19 protein-coding genes are annotated in these 14577 nt (G+C 61.1%); 2 read left to right on the top strand and 17 right to left on the bottom strand.

Going from position 1 to position 14577, the window contains the following annotated elements; translation table 11 throughout:
• Nucleotides 1-139 precede the first annotated feature (139 nt).
• Together odc2 and L630_RS0108985 are read left to right on the top strand one after the other, a co-directional pair.
• Nucleotides 140-1273, top strand: a complete 1134-nt coding sequence (gene odc2 / locus L630_RS0108980; protein ID WP_024847923.1) for an ornithine/lysine decarboxylase — start codon at nucleotides 140-142, stop codon at nucleotides 1271-1273.
• Nucleotides 1274-1370: 97 nt separating this feature from the next.
• Complete coding sequence (locus L630_RS0108985) at nucleotides 1371-1937, top strand: N-acetyltransferase (RefSeq protein ID WP_024847924.1); 567 nt, start codon at nucleotides 1371-1373, stop codon at nucleotides 1935-1937.
• Nucleotides 1938-1957: 20 nt separating this feature from the next.
• Here L630_RS0108985 and L630_RS0108990 read toward each other — a convergent pair whose 3' ends face one another.
• From L630_RS0108990 to L630_RS0109070, 17 genes are all read right to left on the bottom strand, one after another.
• Nucleotides 1958-2281, bottom strand: coding sequence for a hypothetical protein (locus tag L630_RS0108990; RefSeq protein ID WP_024847925.1), 324 nt, complete (start codon nucleotides 2279-2281; stop codon nucleotides 1958-1960).
• A gap of 117 nt (nucleotides 2282-2398) precedes the next feature.
• Nucleotides 2399-2680 (bottom strand): SCP2 sterol-binding domain-containing protein, encoded by a 282-nt coding sequence (locus L630_RS0108995; protein ID WP_024847926.1) that lies wholly within the window; start codon nucleotides 2678-2680, stop codon nucleotides 2399-2401.
• A gap of 74 nt (nucleotides 2681-2754) precedes the next feature.
• The gene (locus tag L630_RS0109000; protein ID WP_024847927.1) at nucleotides 2755-3270 is read right to left on the bottom strand and encodes a MarR family transcriptional regulator; all 516 of its coding nucleotides are present in this window, start codon (nucleotides 3268-3270) and stop codon (nucleotides 2755-2757) included.
• 131 nt (nucleotides 3271-3401) lie between these two features.
• The gene (locus L630_RS0109005) at nucleotides 3402-3893 is read right to left on the bottom strand and encodes a hypothetical protein (protein WP_024847928.1); all 492 of its coding nucleotides are present in this window, start codon (nucleotides 3891-3893) and stop codon (nucleotides 3402-3404) included.
• On the bottom strand, nucleotides 3890-4240 hold the full coding sequence (locus tag L630_RS0109010) for a hypothetical protein (RefSeq protein ID WP_245263696.1): 351 nt from the start codon (nucleotides 4238-4240) through the stop codon (nucleotides 3890-3892). Before L630_RS0109010 ends, L630_RS0109005 begins: the two co-directional genes overlap by 4 nt.
• 98 nt (nucleotides 4241-4338) lie before the next feature.
• Nucleotides 4339-4878, bottom strand: a complete 540-nt coding sequence (locus L630_RS0109015) for a rod-binding protein (protein ID WP_024847930.1) — start codon at nucleotides 4876-4878, stop codon at nucleotides 4339-4341.
• Nucleotides 4879-4936: 58 nt separating this feature from the next.
• Nucleotides 4937-5323 (bottom strand): hypothetical protein, encoded by a 387-nt coding sequence (locus L630_RS0109020; RefSeq protein ID WP_024847931.1) that lies wholly within the window; start codon nucleotides 5321-5323, stop codon nucleotides 4937-4939.
• A gap of 4 nt (nucleotides 5324-5327) precedes the next feature.
• A complete protein-coding gene (gene fliR, locus L630_RS0109025; protein ID WP_034329802.1) occupies nucleotides 5328-6086 on the bottom strand; it encodes a flagellar biosynthetic protein FliR in 759 nt (252 codons plus the stop codon).
• Nucleotides 6087-6095: 9 nt separating this feature from the next.
• Nucleotides 6096-8183: a flagellar biosynthesis protein FlhA gene (gene flhA / locus L630_RS0109030; protein ID WP_024847933.1), complete on the bottom strand. Its 2088-nt coding sequence runs from the start codon at nucleotides 8181-8183 to the stop codon at nucleotides 6096-6098.
• 124 nt (nucleotides 8184-8307) lie between these two features.
• Nucleotides 8308-8574, bottom strand: coding sequence for a flagellar biosynthesis protein FliQ (gene fliQ / locus L630_RS0109035; protein ID WP_024847934.1), 267 nt, complete (start codon nucleotides 8572-8574; stop codon nucleotides 8308-8310).
• Nucleotides 8571-9032 (bottom strand): flagellar hook assembly protein FlgD, encoded by a 462-nt coding sequence (gene flgD, locus L630_RS0109040; protein WP_024847935.1) that lies wholly within the window; start codon nucleotides 9030-9032, stop codon nucleotides 8571-8573. Before flgD ends, fliQ begins: the two co-directional genes overlap by 4 nt.
• Before the next feature lie 5 nt (nucleotides 9033-9037).
• Complete coding sequence (gene flbT, locus L630_RS21240; RefSeq protein WP_034329804.1) at nucleotides 9038-9469, bottom strand: flagellar biosynthesis repressor FlbT; 432 nt, start codon at nucleotides 9467-9469, stop codon at nucleotides 9038-9040.
• The gene (gene flaF / locus L630_RS0109050) at nucleotides 9466-9813 is read right to left on the bottom strand and encodes a flagellar biosynthesis regulator FlaF (protein WP_024847936.1); all 348 of its coding nucleotides are present in this window, start codon (nucleotides 9811-9813) and stop codon (nucleotides 9466-9468) included. Before flaF ends, flbT begins: the two co-directional genes overlap by 4 nt.
• 34 nt (nucleotides 9814-9847) lie before the next feature.
• Complete coding sequence (locus L630_RS0109055; RefSeq protein ID WP_024847937.1) at nucleotides 9848-10870, bottom strand: flagellar hook-associated family protein; 1023 nt, start codon at nucleotides 10868-10870, stop codon at nucleotides 9848-9850.
• A 4-nt stretch (nucleotides 10871-10874) separates the two neighbouring features.
• Nucleotides 10875-12317 carry a flagellar hook-associated protein FlgK gene (flgK, locus tag L630_RS0109060; protein WP_024847938.1) on the bottom strand — a complete coding sequence of 481 codons (1443 nt, stop codon included), beginning with the start codon at nucleotides 12315-12317 and terminating at the stop codon, nucleotides 10875-10877.
• Nucleotides 12318-12349: 32 nt separating this feature from the next.
• A complete protein-coding gene (locus L630_RS0109065; RefSeq protein ID WP_024847939.1) occupies nucleotides 12350-13702 on the bottom strand; it encodes a flagellar hook protein FlgE in 1353 nt (450 codons plus the stop codon).
• A gap of 107 nt (nucleotides 13703-13809) precedes the next feature.
• Nucleotides 13810-14478, bottom strand: coding sequence for a response regulator transcription factor (locus L630_RS0109070; protein ID WP_024847940.1), 669 nt, complete (start codon nucleotides 14476-14478; stop codon nucleotides 13810-13812).
• Nucleotides 14479-14577: the final 99 nt, after the last annotated feature.

Consider the following 14577-nt stretch of genomic DNA (forward strand, 5'->3'; position numbering starts at 1 on the left):
ATAGCCGCGCGTGAAGCGTCTCAGGTTCGGTGTCCTCCACCGGCCGAACCTCGATTCACCCAACGCGTTCCTTTGTCCGTGCAGGACCATGGTCTGAGGGCCGGAACATCCTGCAGCTTGCTCGATGCGGAGAACCACGATGGCAACCCAGCGTATCCTCGACTTCCTTGCCACCCGACGACCGGCTGGTCCGTGCCTTGTTGTCGACCTCGACGTGGTCCAGGAGAACTACCGCGCCTTCGAGCGCGCGCTGCCCTATTCTAAGATCTACTACGCCGTGAAGGCCAACCCGGCGCCGGAGATCCTGCGCCTGCTGGCTTCGCTCGGCTCCTGCTTCGACACCGCATCGGTCAACGAGATCGAGATGGCGCTCGACGCCGGCGCGACCGCTGACCGCATCAGCTACGGCAACACCATCAAGAAGGAGCGCGACGTCGCGCGCGCCTACGAACTCGGCATTCGCCTGTTCGCCGTCGACTCCGTCGAGGAGGTCGAGAAGATCGCGCGCGCTGCTCCGGGCAGCCGCGTCTTCTGCCGCGTCCTCACCGATGGCGAAGGTGCCGAGTGGCCGCTGTCGCGCAAGTTCGGCTGCGTCCCGGCGATGGCCGTCGACGTGCTGCGTCATGCGCGCTCCCTCGGCCTCGACGCCTACGGCGTGTCGTTCCACGTTGGCTCGCAGCAGACCAACCTGGACGCCTGGGACCGCGCGCTCGGCGACGCCAAGATGGTGTTCGACACGCTCGCGAACGAGGGCATCGTCCTGCGCATGGTCAACATGGGCGGCGGCTTCCCGACCCGCTACCTGCGCGATGTGCCGGCGGCTTCGGCCTACGGCGAGGCGATCTTCGAGGCGCTGTCGCGTCACTTCGGCAATCGTCTGCCGGAGACGATCATCGAGCCGGGCCGCGGCATGGTGGGCAATGCCGGCGTCATCAAGTCGGAAGTCGTGCTGATCTCCAAAAAGGCTGACAACGACAACGTGCGCTGGGTCTACCTCGACATCGGCAAGTTCGGCGGTCTCGCCGAGACGATGGACGAGGCGATCCGCTACCCGATTGCAACGCCGCACGACGGCGATGCGACCGCGCCCTGCATCCTCGCCGGCCCGACCTGCGACTCGGCGGACGTTCTGTACGAGAAGACCCCGTATCCGCTGCCGCTGTCGCTGAGCATCGGTGACGAGGTGCTGATCGCCGGCACCGGCGCCTACACGACGACCTACTCGGCGGTCGCGTTCAACGGGTTCGAGCCGCTGCGCGCCTACGTCATCTGACGCAGGGCTTTCAGGCGATCCGAACAAGCGCCAGGCGGGCCATCCGCCTGGCGAAGCTCACCCTGAAATCAGGCCTATTCTTCAAGGACGCTGAAAGATGTCCACGCAGGCTGCCGTCATCTCCGTTCCCTCTATCGCGATCGCTGCCGAAAGCGCGCAGGATGTTGCCGCGCGCGAGGCGCTGCTCGACCGCGCGATGGGGCGCATGCGCAAGCGCAAGTCGTCGGAAAAGTTGCGCCGCGGCCGGCTGCCGGCTGAGGGCCTCGCCTTCTCTGCGAAGGACGAGAATGGCATGCTGGTCGGCACCGTGCGCCTCTGGAACGTTCAGGCAGGCGAGGGCGGACCGGCGGCGCTGCTGCTCGGACCGCTTGCGGTCGATCCGTCGCTGAAGGGCGCGGGCATCGGCTCGGCTCTGATGCAGCACGCGATTGCGGAGGCTGCGCGGCTTGGCCACGGCGCGATCCTGCTGGTCGGCGATGCGCCTTATTACGCGCGCTTCGGCTTCAGCGCGGATCGCACCGGCAAACTGTCGATGCCTGGACCTTATGAGCGTCACCGTTTCCTCGCGCTCGAGCTGCGTGCTGGTGCGCTTGACGGTGCGCGCGGCGTGCTGCGCGCCTCTGGCAGAAAAGCAAAGCCCGCGCACGAGGCGCGGGCTGCCTGACTTCCAAAACTGTCCGACGATCAGTCGGTGACGGTGTAGGATGCCGTCTCGCAAAGGTCGGTGGTGTCCTCGATAGCGTCGCCATCGTCGAACACGATGCGCAGGTCGTACTCGCAGGCGCGGCGGCCGTCGGCGATGGTCACGTTGACGGTCTCGCCCGATCCGAGGACGTCCGTGCCGAGGATGTCCTCCTCCCAGCTCTTGACGTTCGACGGCGACGCATAGAGCTCGGTGATGACAAAGCTGCTCTTGTTGATCAGCTTGAACACCATGTCCTCAGCCATCGCCGAAGTCGGCAGAATTGCCAGCGCCGCAAGAGCCGGCAGGTACCTCAGAAAACGCATTAGATGCTCCCCAAAAGAAATTTACGCTGGGTCACTTACGACCTTCGCGTGTGCCGTGAAAGGGGAGCTCAAGTAAAAAAGCGGCCGGTTGGCCGCCTTTCCCGAAAAATTCCTGGATCAGATCACCTGGCTCAGCTGCATGGCGATCGACATGTCGCCAGCGACCTTGATCTTACCGGTCATGAAAGCCATCGTCGGGTTCAGTTCGCCCGCGATCAGGTCCTCAAAATTGTCCTTCGAGATGGTGATCGTGCAGTCGGCATCAGCATCAGTGGTGGTGACGTTCTGACCGTCGATGACGATCACGCCGTCGCTGCCGAGATCGAACTTCACCGACTTGCTGAAGCCGGAGCCGGAAACCTTTTCGCGGATCTTCTCTGCAATAGCATCAAGGCTCATCGTGTACTCCCATCCGGGCCTTCCGGCCTCCCAATTGAACGATGGGAACACATAACAAGTAATTGACGTTTACGTCAACGTGAAGATGTGGACTTGTGTTCGGTATCGAGCAGACGATCAAGAAGCTCTATGAGCTTGTCGCGGGCTTCCCTGCCGCCGAGGCGGTCAACGAAACGCTGCTCGTGTGTCTTCCAGATGGCGAGCATCCTCTCCGCGAACCGATGGCCTTCCGGCGTCAGATGCAGCGAATGAGAGCGCTTGTCGTTGGCCGACTTGCGCCGCTCCGCGAGGCCGCGGCGTTCCAGTCCGTCCATCAGCGCAACGAAATTGGCGCGCTTGATGCCGAGCCGCTCGGCGACTTCAGTCTGCTTGAGGCCCGGTGAGCGGGCGATCAGCACGAGAACGGAAAATTCAGCGGGGCGGAGCCGCAGCTCGGAAAATGTCTCCAGGAAGTCCTGGAATACGAGCAGCTGCGCGAGGCGCAGCTTGTAGCCGATGATGTCCTCAATATCGGGAACCGACAGCTTGCGTAATGCCTCCGCCTCGTCGGATTGGCTGTCGGAAGGTGGACTGCTTTCTGCGCTCGTCATGTGTCTCCGGCACCTCGACTATGCGTCTGCAGATCGGAAGCTACGCCCGCCCGAATCGCGGCTCCCACATGCTGTGTTTCACCGCTATCACAACTGGTGGCCGATCAACAGTAATCGTCAAGTGTGCCGCACTAACGAGGTGCTTCTGACGCCGCCGTCTTGGTTTGACTGGTGCCGACCTGGTCCTTGGGCAGATAGTCGATCTGTTCGACCAGAATCTCTCGGATCAGATCTTCGCCGATCCTCTCATTGAGACCTGCGCGCAGCGTCTCGCGGAAGCTGTCGACGTCGAAGTTCTTGCGCGAGGTGAAGTCGATTTCCGGATGGCCGTAGAGGTGCGTGTAGACGAGGTCGCTAAGCAGCGCCTCGGCCGGCAGCTTCAGCTGTGCCAGCCTCTTCCCCTCGGCGGTGTAGACGAGGCGGGCAAGGAAGTAACCGTGAACCTTGCCGTTCTCGAAGATGGGTACCGAGATGATGCCGGTCCGCACGTAGTCCAGGCCGGCGAACGCGGTCGCCTGGGCCTCTTCTTCCGTGTCATCCTTCGTAGCCGACTGGAAGGAGAAGATCAGCGCGCCCGTCGTGGCGATGCTGATCCACAGTGCGGCCGCCATCAGTTTGATCATTGAGTCGATGCCATGTGGCCGAATTCGCTTGCGGAGTAGGTGCCGTCAGCCTCGGCGCGCTGAATGGCATCCTGCATCAGTTCGGCAACCTCGTTCACCGCATTGAGGTGGGCGAGGATGGCGCGCTCGTTGAGGGCGAGCTTTTCGCGCAGCCGCTTGATATCGTCGTAGTGCTGCGCCTGCAACGTGGCGGCACCAAGAGACGAGATTGCCTTGTTCAGTTCGTAGAGATAGCGGCTCTTGCGAGCATTCGAGCCCTTGATGTCGAAGCGGATGTCGGTGCGGATGGCAGCGGTTTCGGCTTCGACCGTTTCCTCGATGCGACTCAAAATTGCAGACAGGTTCATGAGCGCAGCTCCAGCCTCAGCGCTGGGAGCTCCTGTTCGCATGAAATCTGGTGCGTCCTGCATATAGCTTTTCTCATCTGACTCAAATTGTTGGGGGCTCAAATTTCGGCGGTTGCAGTTGCAGAACGGTCCTGGCTGACCGCTTGCGCAATCGTCCGCTGAATCTCATCGAGGAGGGCTGCCGACTTCAGCGCCTGAATGTCGGTGTCGGTCTCGCTGGTGGTCTCAGCGGCGGATGCGCCCTGCTGGTCATCCTTGTTGTAGTAGTTGTTCAGGATGCGCTCGGCGATGCCGATGCCGCCGGTCTCGGCGAGTTGATTAGCGAGCTGTTCGGCCATCATGGAGTGCCACATCTCGCCCGCCAGTCCCTCGCCGTAGACCGACTCCGTATCCTTCGGCAGCATGGACTGCAGGAATGTCTGCAGCACCAGGGCCTCGAACTTCATGAAGGCATCAGAACGGGGATTCCTGGCGGGCGCAGAGGACTGGATGTCGCCGGCCCCGGCGATGCTGAACTCTGCTCCGGCATTCCGTGCTGCCGCATGTGCAGCGAGCTTCTCGCGCGCCGCGTCGGCTGCAGCCGGATCGGCAGCACGCACGACATCGAGCACTAGATCGCTCTGCAAGGGAACGGCCAAGGGTTATCTCCCGCTTGATCTGATGTCGCTAATATGGCGCGACAAGCTTGTGGCAGGCTTACTTTGGGGTACCCAAGCTGCGCTCAATAATTTCGAGACGCGCCTTCTCTTCTTCTTCACGTTCCTCCAACTGGGCGGCCTCCCGCCACGCTTCCTCGACGCGCTTGGTGCGGGCGGTCGCAGCGGCAACGAGCTTCGCTTCCTCCTGTGCCAGCACTTTTTCATGCTCTTCGCGGGCAACCGCCGCACCAATGCGGCGGTTGTAGATGTCCGGGAAAAGGCCGGGCATCGGCGACGCTCGGTTCAGCGAATCCAGAAGTTCCGCTGCGTCCTGCCTTGCCTTCTGCGCTTCCGTCAGATGCTGGGCGTGGCGGGTCTCGTGGAGACCCTTGATCTGCTTTTGCAGCCGGATGAGCCGTTTCAAGCGGCCGGCACGCGATTCCATGGCATCAACCTCCCAAGGTTGTTGGCAGGAAGCCGTCGGCAAACAGCGACAGCATGATGCCGATACCGAAGTAAAGCATGATGAGGCCGCCCGCGACGGTGAAGGGCAGGGACACGAAGTATACGGGGATGTGCGGCGCCAGCTTGTTGATGAGGCCGATCGTCAGGTTCGCAAGGATCGCGTAGGCGATGAAGGGGCTCGCAAGGCGCAGCGTCAGGTAGAAGGATTGCGCAAGCGTATCGGTGAGATCGATCAGCGCGCCCTGGGCGTCGAACAGATTTCCAACCGGTGCGACCTGGTAGGAGATGATCAGCGCCTTCACGACCTCGTGGTGAAAGTCGAAGGCGAAGAGCACGATCAGGGCGCAGAGCGTGATAATGGCCGCGAGTGCCGGCTGCGGCTCGGCTTCTTCCACAATCGTGCCCGGAATGCCGCCGAGGCCTATCGCGTTCGCGATGACCGACCCGGCAAACTGCAGGGCGAGAACATAGAAGCGGGTTACGAGGCCCATTGTGGCGCCGATCAGCAGCTCGGAGCCCACCAGCAGAACCTTGGACGAGGCCTGACCGCCGGTATGCGGCAGGATCGCGTCCCACAGATGCGCCAGCATGGCCCAAGTAATCGCGAGAGCCGCGAACAGCCGTATGTGTGGTGCAACTCTCGCGCTGGAGAGGCCCGGCATCAGCATGAAGCAGGCCCCGATCCGGCAGAATGCGAGGAAGGCCGAGAACGCGATAGCGTCGAGCGGCAGGCTTGGCAGCATTCTCCCGCCTTACGAGATCGAGCCGAGCACGCGAACCTCCACGCCGCGTGCGATCTCGACGTGAGACAGGACGGGCAGAGTCGGGAACAGGCGCTCGACGATCATGCGGACGTAAGGCCGCGCATCCGGTGCCGTGACGAGGACAAAGCGCTCGCCGGCGTCGAGATGCTGGCGCACCGCCTTGGTCATTTCGTTGCCGAACTCCTCGAGAAGGCGCGGGTCGATGTCGAACTCGCGAATCTCGCCCTTCTGGTCGCGCTTCAGGGCTTGATGGAATGCCAGGTCCCAGCGATTGCCGAGACGCAGGACCTTTAGCACGCCGCCTTCGGTGAGGTCGCCGCAAATCTGCTGCGCCATGCGGATGCGCACATGTTCGACGATCTGCTCGGTGCGGCGAACATGCGGCGCAATCTCGGCGATCGCCTCGATGATGAGGTGCAGGTTGCGGATCGAGATGCGCTCGGCAAGCAGCAGCTTCAATACGGCCTGCAGGCCCGGATAGGAAATGTGCGAGGTGCAGATCTCGTCGATCAGCTTGCGGTATTCCTGGTCCTGCCGCTCGATCAGCGCCTTCATGTCCTTGTAGGACAGGAGCTGCGGCAGGTTGTTGCGGATTACTTCCGACAGATGCGTGAGCAGCACCGACAAGTTGTCGGCGAAGGTGTAGCGCTCGCGCTTCAGATCTTCAGCGAAGGCTTCCGACACCGAGTAGGCGCGCATGCCGAAGGCCGGCTCCCGGACTTCCTCGCCGGGGATCTGCGGCAGCGGACCGTTGCCGAGCAGGACCATGACCTCGCCGACGCGCATGTGGTATTCGGCAACCACGGTGCCGTGGATCTTGATCTGGTAGGCCTTCGGCGGGATCGTGAAGTCGTCGGTGAGCTTTACCTCCGGCACGACGAAGCCGTACTGCGTCGCGAACTTCTTGCGCATCTTGCCCATGCGGAACGCCAGTTCCTGCTGGGAGGTCAGAAGGCGCGTGGACAGCTGCTTGCCGACGAGGAGCTCAATCTCCGGGGTCTTCAGCGACGCCTTGATCGACTGCTTCTCCTCTTCGACCTTTGCCTGTGCCGTCTGACGTTCGGCGGCAGCGGCAGCTTCAGCCTGCTTCTTCCGCTGAAGCGGAATGAAGTAGGCAACCGCGCCCATGGCCAGCGCCAGGGCGAAGAACGGGATCGCCGGCAGGCCCGGCATCAGGCCAAGCGCGCCGATCAGCACAGCGGCGACCGAGAGTGCGCGGGGGTAGGCACCGAGCTGACCGAACACGGCCTCGTCGGTCGCACCACGTGTACCGCCCTTGGAAACGACGAGGCCGGCGGAGAGCGAGACGATCAGCGCCGGGATCTGAGTCGCCAGACCGTCACCGACCGACAGCTTGACGAAGACATCGGCGGATTCGGACATCGCCATGCCGTGGCGCGTGTAGCCGATCGCGATGCCGCCGATGATGTTGATGGCGGTAATGATGAGGCCGGCGATCGCATCGCCGCGCACGAACTTCGACGCGCCGTCCATCGCGCCGAAGAAGGAGGATTCCTCTTCCAGTTCGCGACGGCGCTTCTGCGCTTCCTTGTCGTCGATGATGCCGGCCGAAAGGTCGGCATCGATGGACATCTGCTTGCCGGGGATCGCGTCGAGGGTGAAACGGGCGCCGACTTCCGCGATACGGGTGGCGCCCTTGGTGATCACGATGAAGTTCACCACGATCAGGATCATGAACACGATCAGGCCGATGACGAAGTCGCCGGCCATCACGAGATTGGAGAAACCGCCGATGACGTAACCCGCGGCGTTCACACCGTCATTGCCGTGGGACAGGATCGCGCGGGTGGTCGCGATCGACAGCGCCAGGCGCAGCATGGTGACGATCAGCAGGACGGTCGGGAACGAGGTGAAGTCGAGCGGCTTCTGCATCCACAGCGCGACCATCAGGATCAGCACCGATACCGCCAGCGACAGGGCAAGGCCGAAGTCGATCAGGAAGGCCGGGATAGGAAGAAAGAGGATCGAAAGGATCGTGATGACGCCCATGGCGAGCGCAATGTCACGACCGTGAGTGCGAGCCAGGGGCAGGGGAGCCGAATCGATAAGCGCCATGAACTTCCGCCGTCATCCATCTTTCGCGCGCACGGAGCGCACACGTTGCAGGACACTAGAAGGTCAAGCTTGCGCGAAGGATGTGATGCCGGAAGCCGGTGCTGGGAAGCAGCCAGATAACCGGTCAGAAACCGGTTTCGATGCGCTGGAACATCACGTTGGTGAAGGAGGCAATCTGCGCGCCGATGAAGGGTGCGGAGAAGGCGACGGCCAGGAGGATCGCGACGATCTTCGGGACGAAGGTGAGCGTGATTTCCTGGATCTGCGTCAGCGCCTGGACGAAAGCGATACCGACGCCAACGAACATGGCCACAGCAACCGCCGGCCCGGATCCGGTCAAAACCGTCCAGATGGCGAATTGCGCGATGTCGAGAGCGTCGGCCTCATTCATGCTTCGGACTGGTCCGTATCGGAATCTGCAGGAGCGTCAGGAGCGGCAGCCGTCGCCTCGCGGACGGTGAAGCTTGCGCCCATCGGAACCTTGGTGCCGTTGTCGAGGACAAGAACGGTTCCGTCGGAGTAGACTTCGACCTGCTTTACAATGCCGCTCGCCTTGCCGTCCATGGTTTCGACGTGGCGGCCGATCAGATCAGAGGCTTGCGTCAGGGTATTGCCCAGCAGCATCGACTGCAGCTTGTTGTTCATCTGGATCGACTGCTCGACCTGCGAAAACGTCGCAAGCTGGGCGACATAGTCCGTCGATTCCATCGGAGCCGTCGGATCCTGGTTCTTCATCTGGGCGACGAGCAGCTTGAGGAACGACTGGTAGTCGACCGTCTGGGCGCTAAGGGCGCTGGCCGACGACGTTGCGGTTGCGCTCGTCGTGGAACTGACTGCAGACACTGTCATCGTCGCTACTCCGCGGCTGTGAGGAGGGTTGGCTGCTTTGCGCCGGCCTGGTTGAGGATCTCCGCTTCGAGCACATACAGACCACGAATTGCCTTCAGGGCTTCGTAGACGTGACCCTCGTTGACGAGGCGATCAATATGCTTGAGCGTCGACAGGATGTGCTCGTCGGAGAAGCAGGCGAGAAGCAGCGGCATCGACTTGCGCAGCATTTCGCGTGCCTCCGGAGCGCCGTCCGGATTCATCAGGATCATCTGGACGATGAAGTAGAGTTGGCGTAGCGGCGTTGTTGCCTGGTCCGGCTGCAGAACATGTCCCTCAAGCAGGAAATGGACGTCGTTGAGGAATTCGAGCGAAACCTTACGGTCGGTGCGGATCACCGCGCCGTTGACGTAGATCTTCTCGTTCGCCTTCAGGGTGATCTTGAGGGTGTTCTTCATTGGATGCCATCACGGATGATCTGAGAGACCTCGATCAGCCCATCGAAATTGTCGGATTTGCCCTGCCGGATCGCCTCGGCTTCGCGAAGCAGCCACAGGCCGATGGAAATGAGGTTGGCACGCAGCTCCTGCGGCAGGCCGTTGTCCTCGCTTCCAAGGTCCTCAATGAACGTGGTCCAGACACGGTTCAGGAAGTGGATGGCATGCACCGCCTCGATCGAGAGCGGGCCCTTGTCCTTGGCAGCGATCAGCATGTCGATGGAGCGCGAGAGAATTTGCTTCTCGCGGTCCTTGGCGTCCGCCACGGAGTCGGACTGAATTTCAGCATAAGCAAACTGGTACATGCGGTATCCGTGCTTGTGGCAACGTTCAAATTGATCAGGACAGGTACTTCAGCAGGCTCATTTGCTGCATCCTGGCCGTTAGCGAGTATGAAATCTCAAGTTGGGTCATCAGACCCGTGACCTTTGTGGAGGCTTCGTATGGATCGATGCCCTCGAGGTCATTGATGCTCAGTTCGAAGAGGTCGATTTGCATGTTCATGCGCTCGTTTGCCTCCTCGATACGCTTCTGGGTGACGCCGACATAGCCCTGCTGCTTCGCGAACTCGCTGACAGCGACGCCGGTCGAGGCAAGGGCCCGCTCAAGAAGCACCTGGCGAGCTTCGCCAGTGAGCGACGCCTGCGAGAGCGCGGCGACCGTAGCCGCTGCCTTCGCCAGTTCCTTGATCGCGGTGATGTTTGCGGAAACGGAAGTCTTCGCGGTTTCGGTCAGGGTGATCCGCGAGGTGATTTCCTCATCGGTCGCTTTGGACCACGCGTCCCAATTGGTGCCCGTGAACATCGGCTCGATGGAGTCGAGGAAGGTCTCCATTTCGGCTCCGGTCATCGGGTTCGAGGCGGAGAAGTTGGCCAAGGCGGTTTCGAACGCCTGCCGATTGGGCGAGTTTGGGTCGAGGAAGTCGTTGAACGGCTTCACATCCGTGTTGATGCCGGCGAAGATGTACTCACCGTTGAGGTTTGTGTTCAGGATAGCCGTCATGGCGGACAGGACGGACTCTGCCTGGTTCTGGATGATCCGGCTGTCGCCGACATCGGACGCCGCGGTGGTCAGTGCCGCCATTAGTTCGTTGGAGAGTTCGGTCAGGTCCTTCAGAGCTACCTGCGTCGAATCCAAGCGCGACCCGGCGAGCTGATTGGTGTCGATGAGGCCGCTGAGTCGGCTGACTTCCCGGTGCAGCGATGCGGAGATGCCGGCACGCGCGCCGAGCGCGAGTCCTACGTCCGCGACGCGAAGGGTCTGCACTTCCTTCTGTGCCTTGGTCAGATCAGACGTCATTTTCTGCGTCTGGTACTGTAGGGCCTTGGAAATGGCCTGCGAGGAGACGAAGGATACCTTCATGGGCCTATCTCACCACACTAAGTAGGGTCTCGAGCATTTCGTCGATCATCTGCAACAGCTTTGCGGAGGCTGCGTAGGACTGTTCCAGCTCAAGCATCAACGCCATTTCTTCGTCGACGTTGACGTTAGTTACATTCGACAGCGCCTCCGCGGTGCGCACCAGTAGGGCGCTCTTGGTTTCGGCGCCGTAGTCGGCGTTCTTGCGCGCATCTTCGAGCCAACTGATCGCGCCGGTCGAGTAGTTCATCAGGCTCATCTCGTAGGATGAACCGTCGGCGCCGACGAACGTCTGGTGCGCGTCCATGGCGGTGCTGAACTTGTTCAGAAGGCCAGTGAAGTTGGCGTGACGCTCCGCCGGAAGGCCCGGATTGATGTCGTAGTTGATGCCGTCGCGCAGCTTGATTGGATCGACATCCGGGTTGATCGCGATCTTCCCGGCGAGCCCCGTCTTCCTGTCGGCCGTTGTGAGGTCGACCGAGGGGTCGACCGAGACGAACAGACCTGCGCTGAAGCTGCCGGGGGTGTTCGGGTCTTCTTCGGAGAAGGCCAGGATGAGACCACGCGCAACCTCATCAAGTTGAGCCTGGAGACCGCCAGCGTAGTCATCGCGCAGCTGAAGCATCGCAGCCAGCGTGCCGCCGGCATTCGTATTTGCACCGTTACCAGGCGACAGAGGTACACCATCCACCAGGATCTGACTGCCGACCGTGTCGCTGGCAAAGATCGGCGTCGCGGTGAACTGAATTGACCGCGGAGTTGACTCGAACAACGTCATGCCGTCGGCCGTCACGATCATCATGTCGTTGTTGGCCCTGGTAATCGTCGAGATCGGCACAAGCTCGGCAATGCGGCTGAGCAGCTCGTCGCGCTGGTCGTATGCGTCGAGGGCCTCACGTCCAGAAGTGGTCGCGAGCTTGATCTCGTCATTAACCTTCTGAAACTGGGCAAGCAGCGTGTTGAGTTCAGCTACTCCGAGCGCGATCTGGCTATCCATTTCGGCACGGAATTTCTGGATCTGGCTCGTGCCGTCATTGAGGGAGCGCACGAGGCTGCGCGCTGCCTCGATCGCATTCTCACCAAGCGTACGGTTGGAGGGCGTTGACGAATAAAGCTGGATCGCTTCCTGCATCTTGCCAAGAAGCGTCGCCGGCGACGTGGCATTGTCGACGCCGTTAACTGCAAGATTCAGCCTGTCGAGACCGTTGACGATCGTGCTCTGAGCCGTCCATCCCGAAAGCGCGTTCAGGTTCTGCCTGAAGAGTGCTTCGTCGGTCGCCCGCCGCACTTCGGCAATCCGGTTCCCAGGCGCGAGACTCGAGACGATAGAGGTTCGCCTCGAGTAGTTCTCGTTATACGCGTTCGCGATGTTCTTGGAGACGACCGTGGTCTGTCGCTGGGAGTTAAGGAGCGAGTTCTGCGCGATATTCAGTGCAGTTGAAAGTGACATTATTCCCCAGTTCCCTTACCCCAGCTGATCACCTATCGCTTCAGGTTGACCAGAACATCCATGAGATCGCCGCCGGTCTGGAAGACCTTCGAGTTTGCGGTGTAGTTGCGTTGGGACTCGATCATGTTGGTGAGTTCCTCAGCGATATCGACGTTGGAGTTCTCGACGGCACCGGACTTGACGGCGCCAAGAGAAATCTCATTCGGCTTGCCGAACTTCACCTGTCCCGACTGGAGACCTTCCTGGAACACGTTGCCGGGCAGCACTGACAGCTGATCCGGGCTCTGCACATAGGCAAGGTCGAGGCGATAGAGTTTCTCCATCGCGCCGTTTGCGTACTGAACCGACAAGATGCCGTCTTCGTCGATAACGATGCGATCGATCGCCGACGGACGAGACCCGTTCATTTCGGCTGCCAGCGGCGTATAGTCTGTCGCCAGCTGGCGCATGTCGCTCAGGTCGACCGAAATTCTTTCGCCGTTGAGATCCTTACCAGCAGGAGCCGGCCGCAGATCAAGGACGAGTTCGGTGCTGGATCCTGCGACTAGATTTCCGGTAGTCGGATCAAAAGTCAGGTCCATCTTTTCGAGAGGGGCCGTCGCAGGGGCGCCTGTGACAGGGTCAATGTATGGAAACGCCGTGGCCGTGGATGCGTCGGGTTGGTAAAAGACAGCGACTTCCCACTGATTGTCTGCAATCTTCGTGAAGTAAATGTCCAGTCGAATTGCTTCGCCGGCGTATCCGATTGCAGTCAAGCCAGACTTGAAGATCGAGCCGGCCTCCATGCCCGCGCGAATGTCGGCATCATTGGCAGGGTTGGCCGAGGGCAACTTGGTAACGTCGCCGGGCGCAGGTAGCATGGGCGCGTACACCGGCGCATCAAACGGAAGATTTGATGCCAATTTGCCCATTGTGGAAGCTACTCGTTCCAAACCCGTCGTTGGAATGGTAACCCGTTCATAGTCGCCGTATGTGGTGGTCGTTCCGGGCTCGCCGAGCGCATAGCTGCGGCCCATGAGGTAGTAGCCGGCGGCATTCACCAGGTTGCCGTTGCCGTCAGGGATGAAAGAGGCGGCACGCGAGAGGAAGGGCTTTCCTGCTGCGTCCTGGACGACGAAGAAGCCGTTTCCATCGATGGCAAGGTCGGTGACGGAGGTCGTATACTGCAGGTTACCAGCGCTCATGTCGTAGCGGACCTGCGTGGAGATGCCGCCCGAGACGTAGCTCGTGCCGGTATTCGGCACGACCAGCGAGGAGAACGCCACGCTTGCCTTCTTGTAGCCGTGGGTGCCGGAGTTGGCGATGTTATCCGCAACGGTTGCAAGGCGGGTGGCCTGTGCGTTCATGCCAGACACGCCGGTGCGCATCATGCCATACAAGCTCATGGGTTCTTCTCCTGAAGATTCAGACAGCTTGGAGTGAGACTAGCTGTTCTGTCTTGCGTGAAGCTGGCCAGCGCCTGCGTCCTCGTGATCGCAGGCGCCAGGGATGATCACGCTACGAGCCGGTAGCCGAGGAAACGCTTCGAATCGATCGGGTCGTATCCGAGGCGCTCACGCAGCTTCTTGCGCAGCTTGCTGATGTGGCTTTCGACGACGTTCTCTTCGACGTCCTCGTCGAAGATGCCGTAGATCGCGCCGAAGACCTGGCTCTTGGTTACGCGACGGCCCGCGTTCATCGCCAGATACTCGAGGATGCAGCGTTCGCGGCGCGGCAGCGGCAGCGGCTGGCCCTCGATTTCCGGATCGCGGCCGTCCATGAAGATGCGCAGCGGTCCGAACTCTGAGTAAGGCTTCTCCTCCTGAACGCGGCGGCGGATTGCCGTGATGCGCGCCAGGATTTCGCGAATGTGAACCGGCTTACGGACCACGTCGTCGACGCCGGCCTCGAACAGCTTCAGCGTCTGCTCGAGCGACTGCTGCTCGAGAAGCGCGATCACCGGAGCCGTGGTGCGGTCGCGGATCTGGCGCGGCGAGACGATGCTGCTCGACGCCTCCCCGATCAGGAATGCGTGCACTGCCTTGAGGTCGTCATCCGAAACGCTGGAGACCCACTCTCCAAACTCGTCGGGGCCAAACCCCGCGCTCGCGACACCCTCGCGATCAAAAAGTGATTGATAACCGTCCTTAACGAGCTCGCGCTCGTCGACAATCACTATCATCGGCCCGCCTCCGAATCAGTTGCCCAAAATTGTTCACAAAGGGTTACTCGCACGGGTGAATCCCCCACAATGGTCAGATTTTGTGGGGTGGTTTTTGGG

The sequence above is a fragment of the Aminobacter sp. J41 genome, assembly GCF_000526635.1.
In the GTDB taxonomy this organism is placed as follows: domain Bacteria; phylum Pseudomonadota; class Alphaproteobacteria; order Rhizobiales; family Rhizobiaceae; genus Aerobium.

Excerpts from the sequence above, each read along its gene's own strand:
- L630_RS0109065 (WP_024847939.1), bottom strand. The coding sequence starts at position 13,702 with ATGAGCTTGTATGGCATGATGCGCACCGGCGTGTCTGGCATGAACGCA.
- L630_RS0109005 (WP_024847928.1), bottom strand. The coding sequence starts at position 3,893 with ATGATCAAACTGATGGCGGCCGCACTGTGGATCAGCATCGCCACGACG.
- L630_RS0108990 (WP_024847925.1), bottom strand. The coding sequence starts at position 2,281 with ATGCGTTTTCTGAGGTACCTGCCGGCTCTTGCGGCGCTGGCAATTCTG.
- flaF (WP_024847936.1), bottom strand. The coding sequence starts at position 9,813 with ATGTACCAGTTTGCTTATGCTGAAATTCAGTCCGACTCCGTGGCGGAC.
- L630_RS0109000 (WP_024847927.1), bottom strand. The coding sequence starts at position 3,270 with ATGACGAGCGCAGAAAGCAGTCCACCTTCCGACAGCCAATCCGACGAG.
- L630_RS0109020 (WP_024847931.1), bottom strand. The coding sequence starts at position 5,323 with ATGGAATCGCGTGCCGGCCGCTTGAAACGGCTCATCCGGCTGCAAAAG.
- fliQ (WP_024847934.1), bottom strand. The coding sequence starts at position 8,574 with ATGAATGAGGCCGACGCTCTCGACATCGCGCAATTCGCCATCTGGACG.
- flgD (WP_024847935.1), bottom strand. The coding sequence starts at position 9,032 with ATGACAGTGTCTGCAGTCAGTTCCACGACGAGCGCAACCGCAACGTCG.
- L630_RS0108985 (WP_024847924.1), top strand. The coding sequence starts at position 1,371 with ATGTCCACGCAGGCTGCCGTCATCTCCGTTCCCTCTATCGCGATCGCT.
- flhA (WP_024847933.1), bottom strand. The coding sequence starts at position 8,183 with ATGGCGCTTATCGATTCGGCTCCCCTGCCCCTGGCTCGCACTCACGGT.
- flgK (WP_024847938.1), bottom strand. The coding sequence starts at position 12,317 with ATGTCACTTTCAACTGCACTGAATATCGCGCAGAACTCGCTCCTTAAC.
- L630_RS0109055 (WP_024847937.1), bottom strand. The coding sequence starts at position 10,870 with ATGAAGGTATCCTTCGTCTCCTCGCAGGCCATTTCCAAGGCCCTACAG.
- flbT (WP_034329804.1), bottom strand. The coding sequence starts at position 9,469 with ATGAAGAACACCCTCAAGATCACCCTGAAGGCGAACGAGAAGATCTAC.
- L630_RS0109070 (WP_024847940.1), bottom strand. The coding sequence starts at position 14,478 with ATGATAGTGATTGTCGACGAGCGCGAGCTCGTTAAGGACGGTTATCAA.
- L630_RS0109010 (WP_245263696.1), bottom strand. The coding sequence starts at position 4,240 with ATGAACCTGTCTGCAATTTTGAGTCGCATCGAGGAAACGGTCGAAGCC.
- L630_RS0108995 (WP_024847926.1), bottom strand. The coding sequence starts at position 2,680 with ATGAGCCTTGATGCTATTGCAGAGAAGATCCGCGAAAAGGTTTCCGGC.
- odc2 (WP_024847923.1), top strand. The coding sequence starts at position 140 with ATGGCAACCCAGCGTATCCTCGACTTCCTTGCCACCCGACGACCGGCT.
- fliR (WP_034329802.1), bottom strand. The coding sequence starts at position 6,086 with ATGCTGCCAAGCCTGCCGCTCGACGCTATCGCGTTCTCGGCCTTCCTC.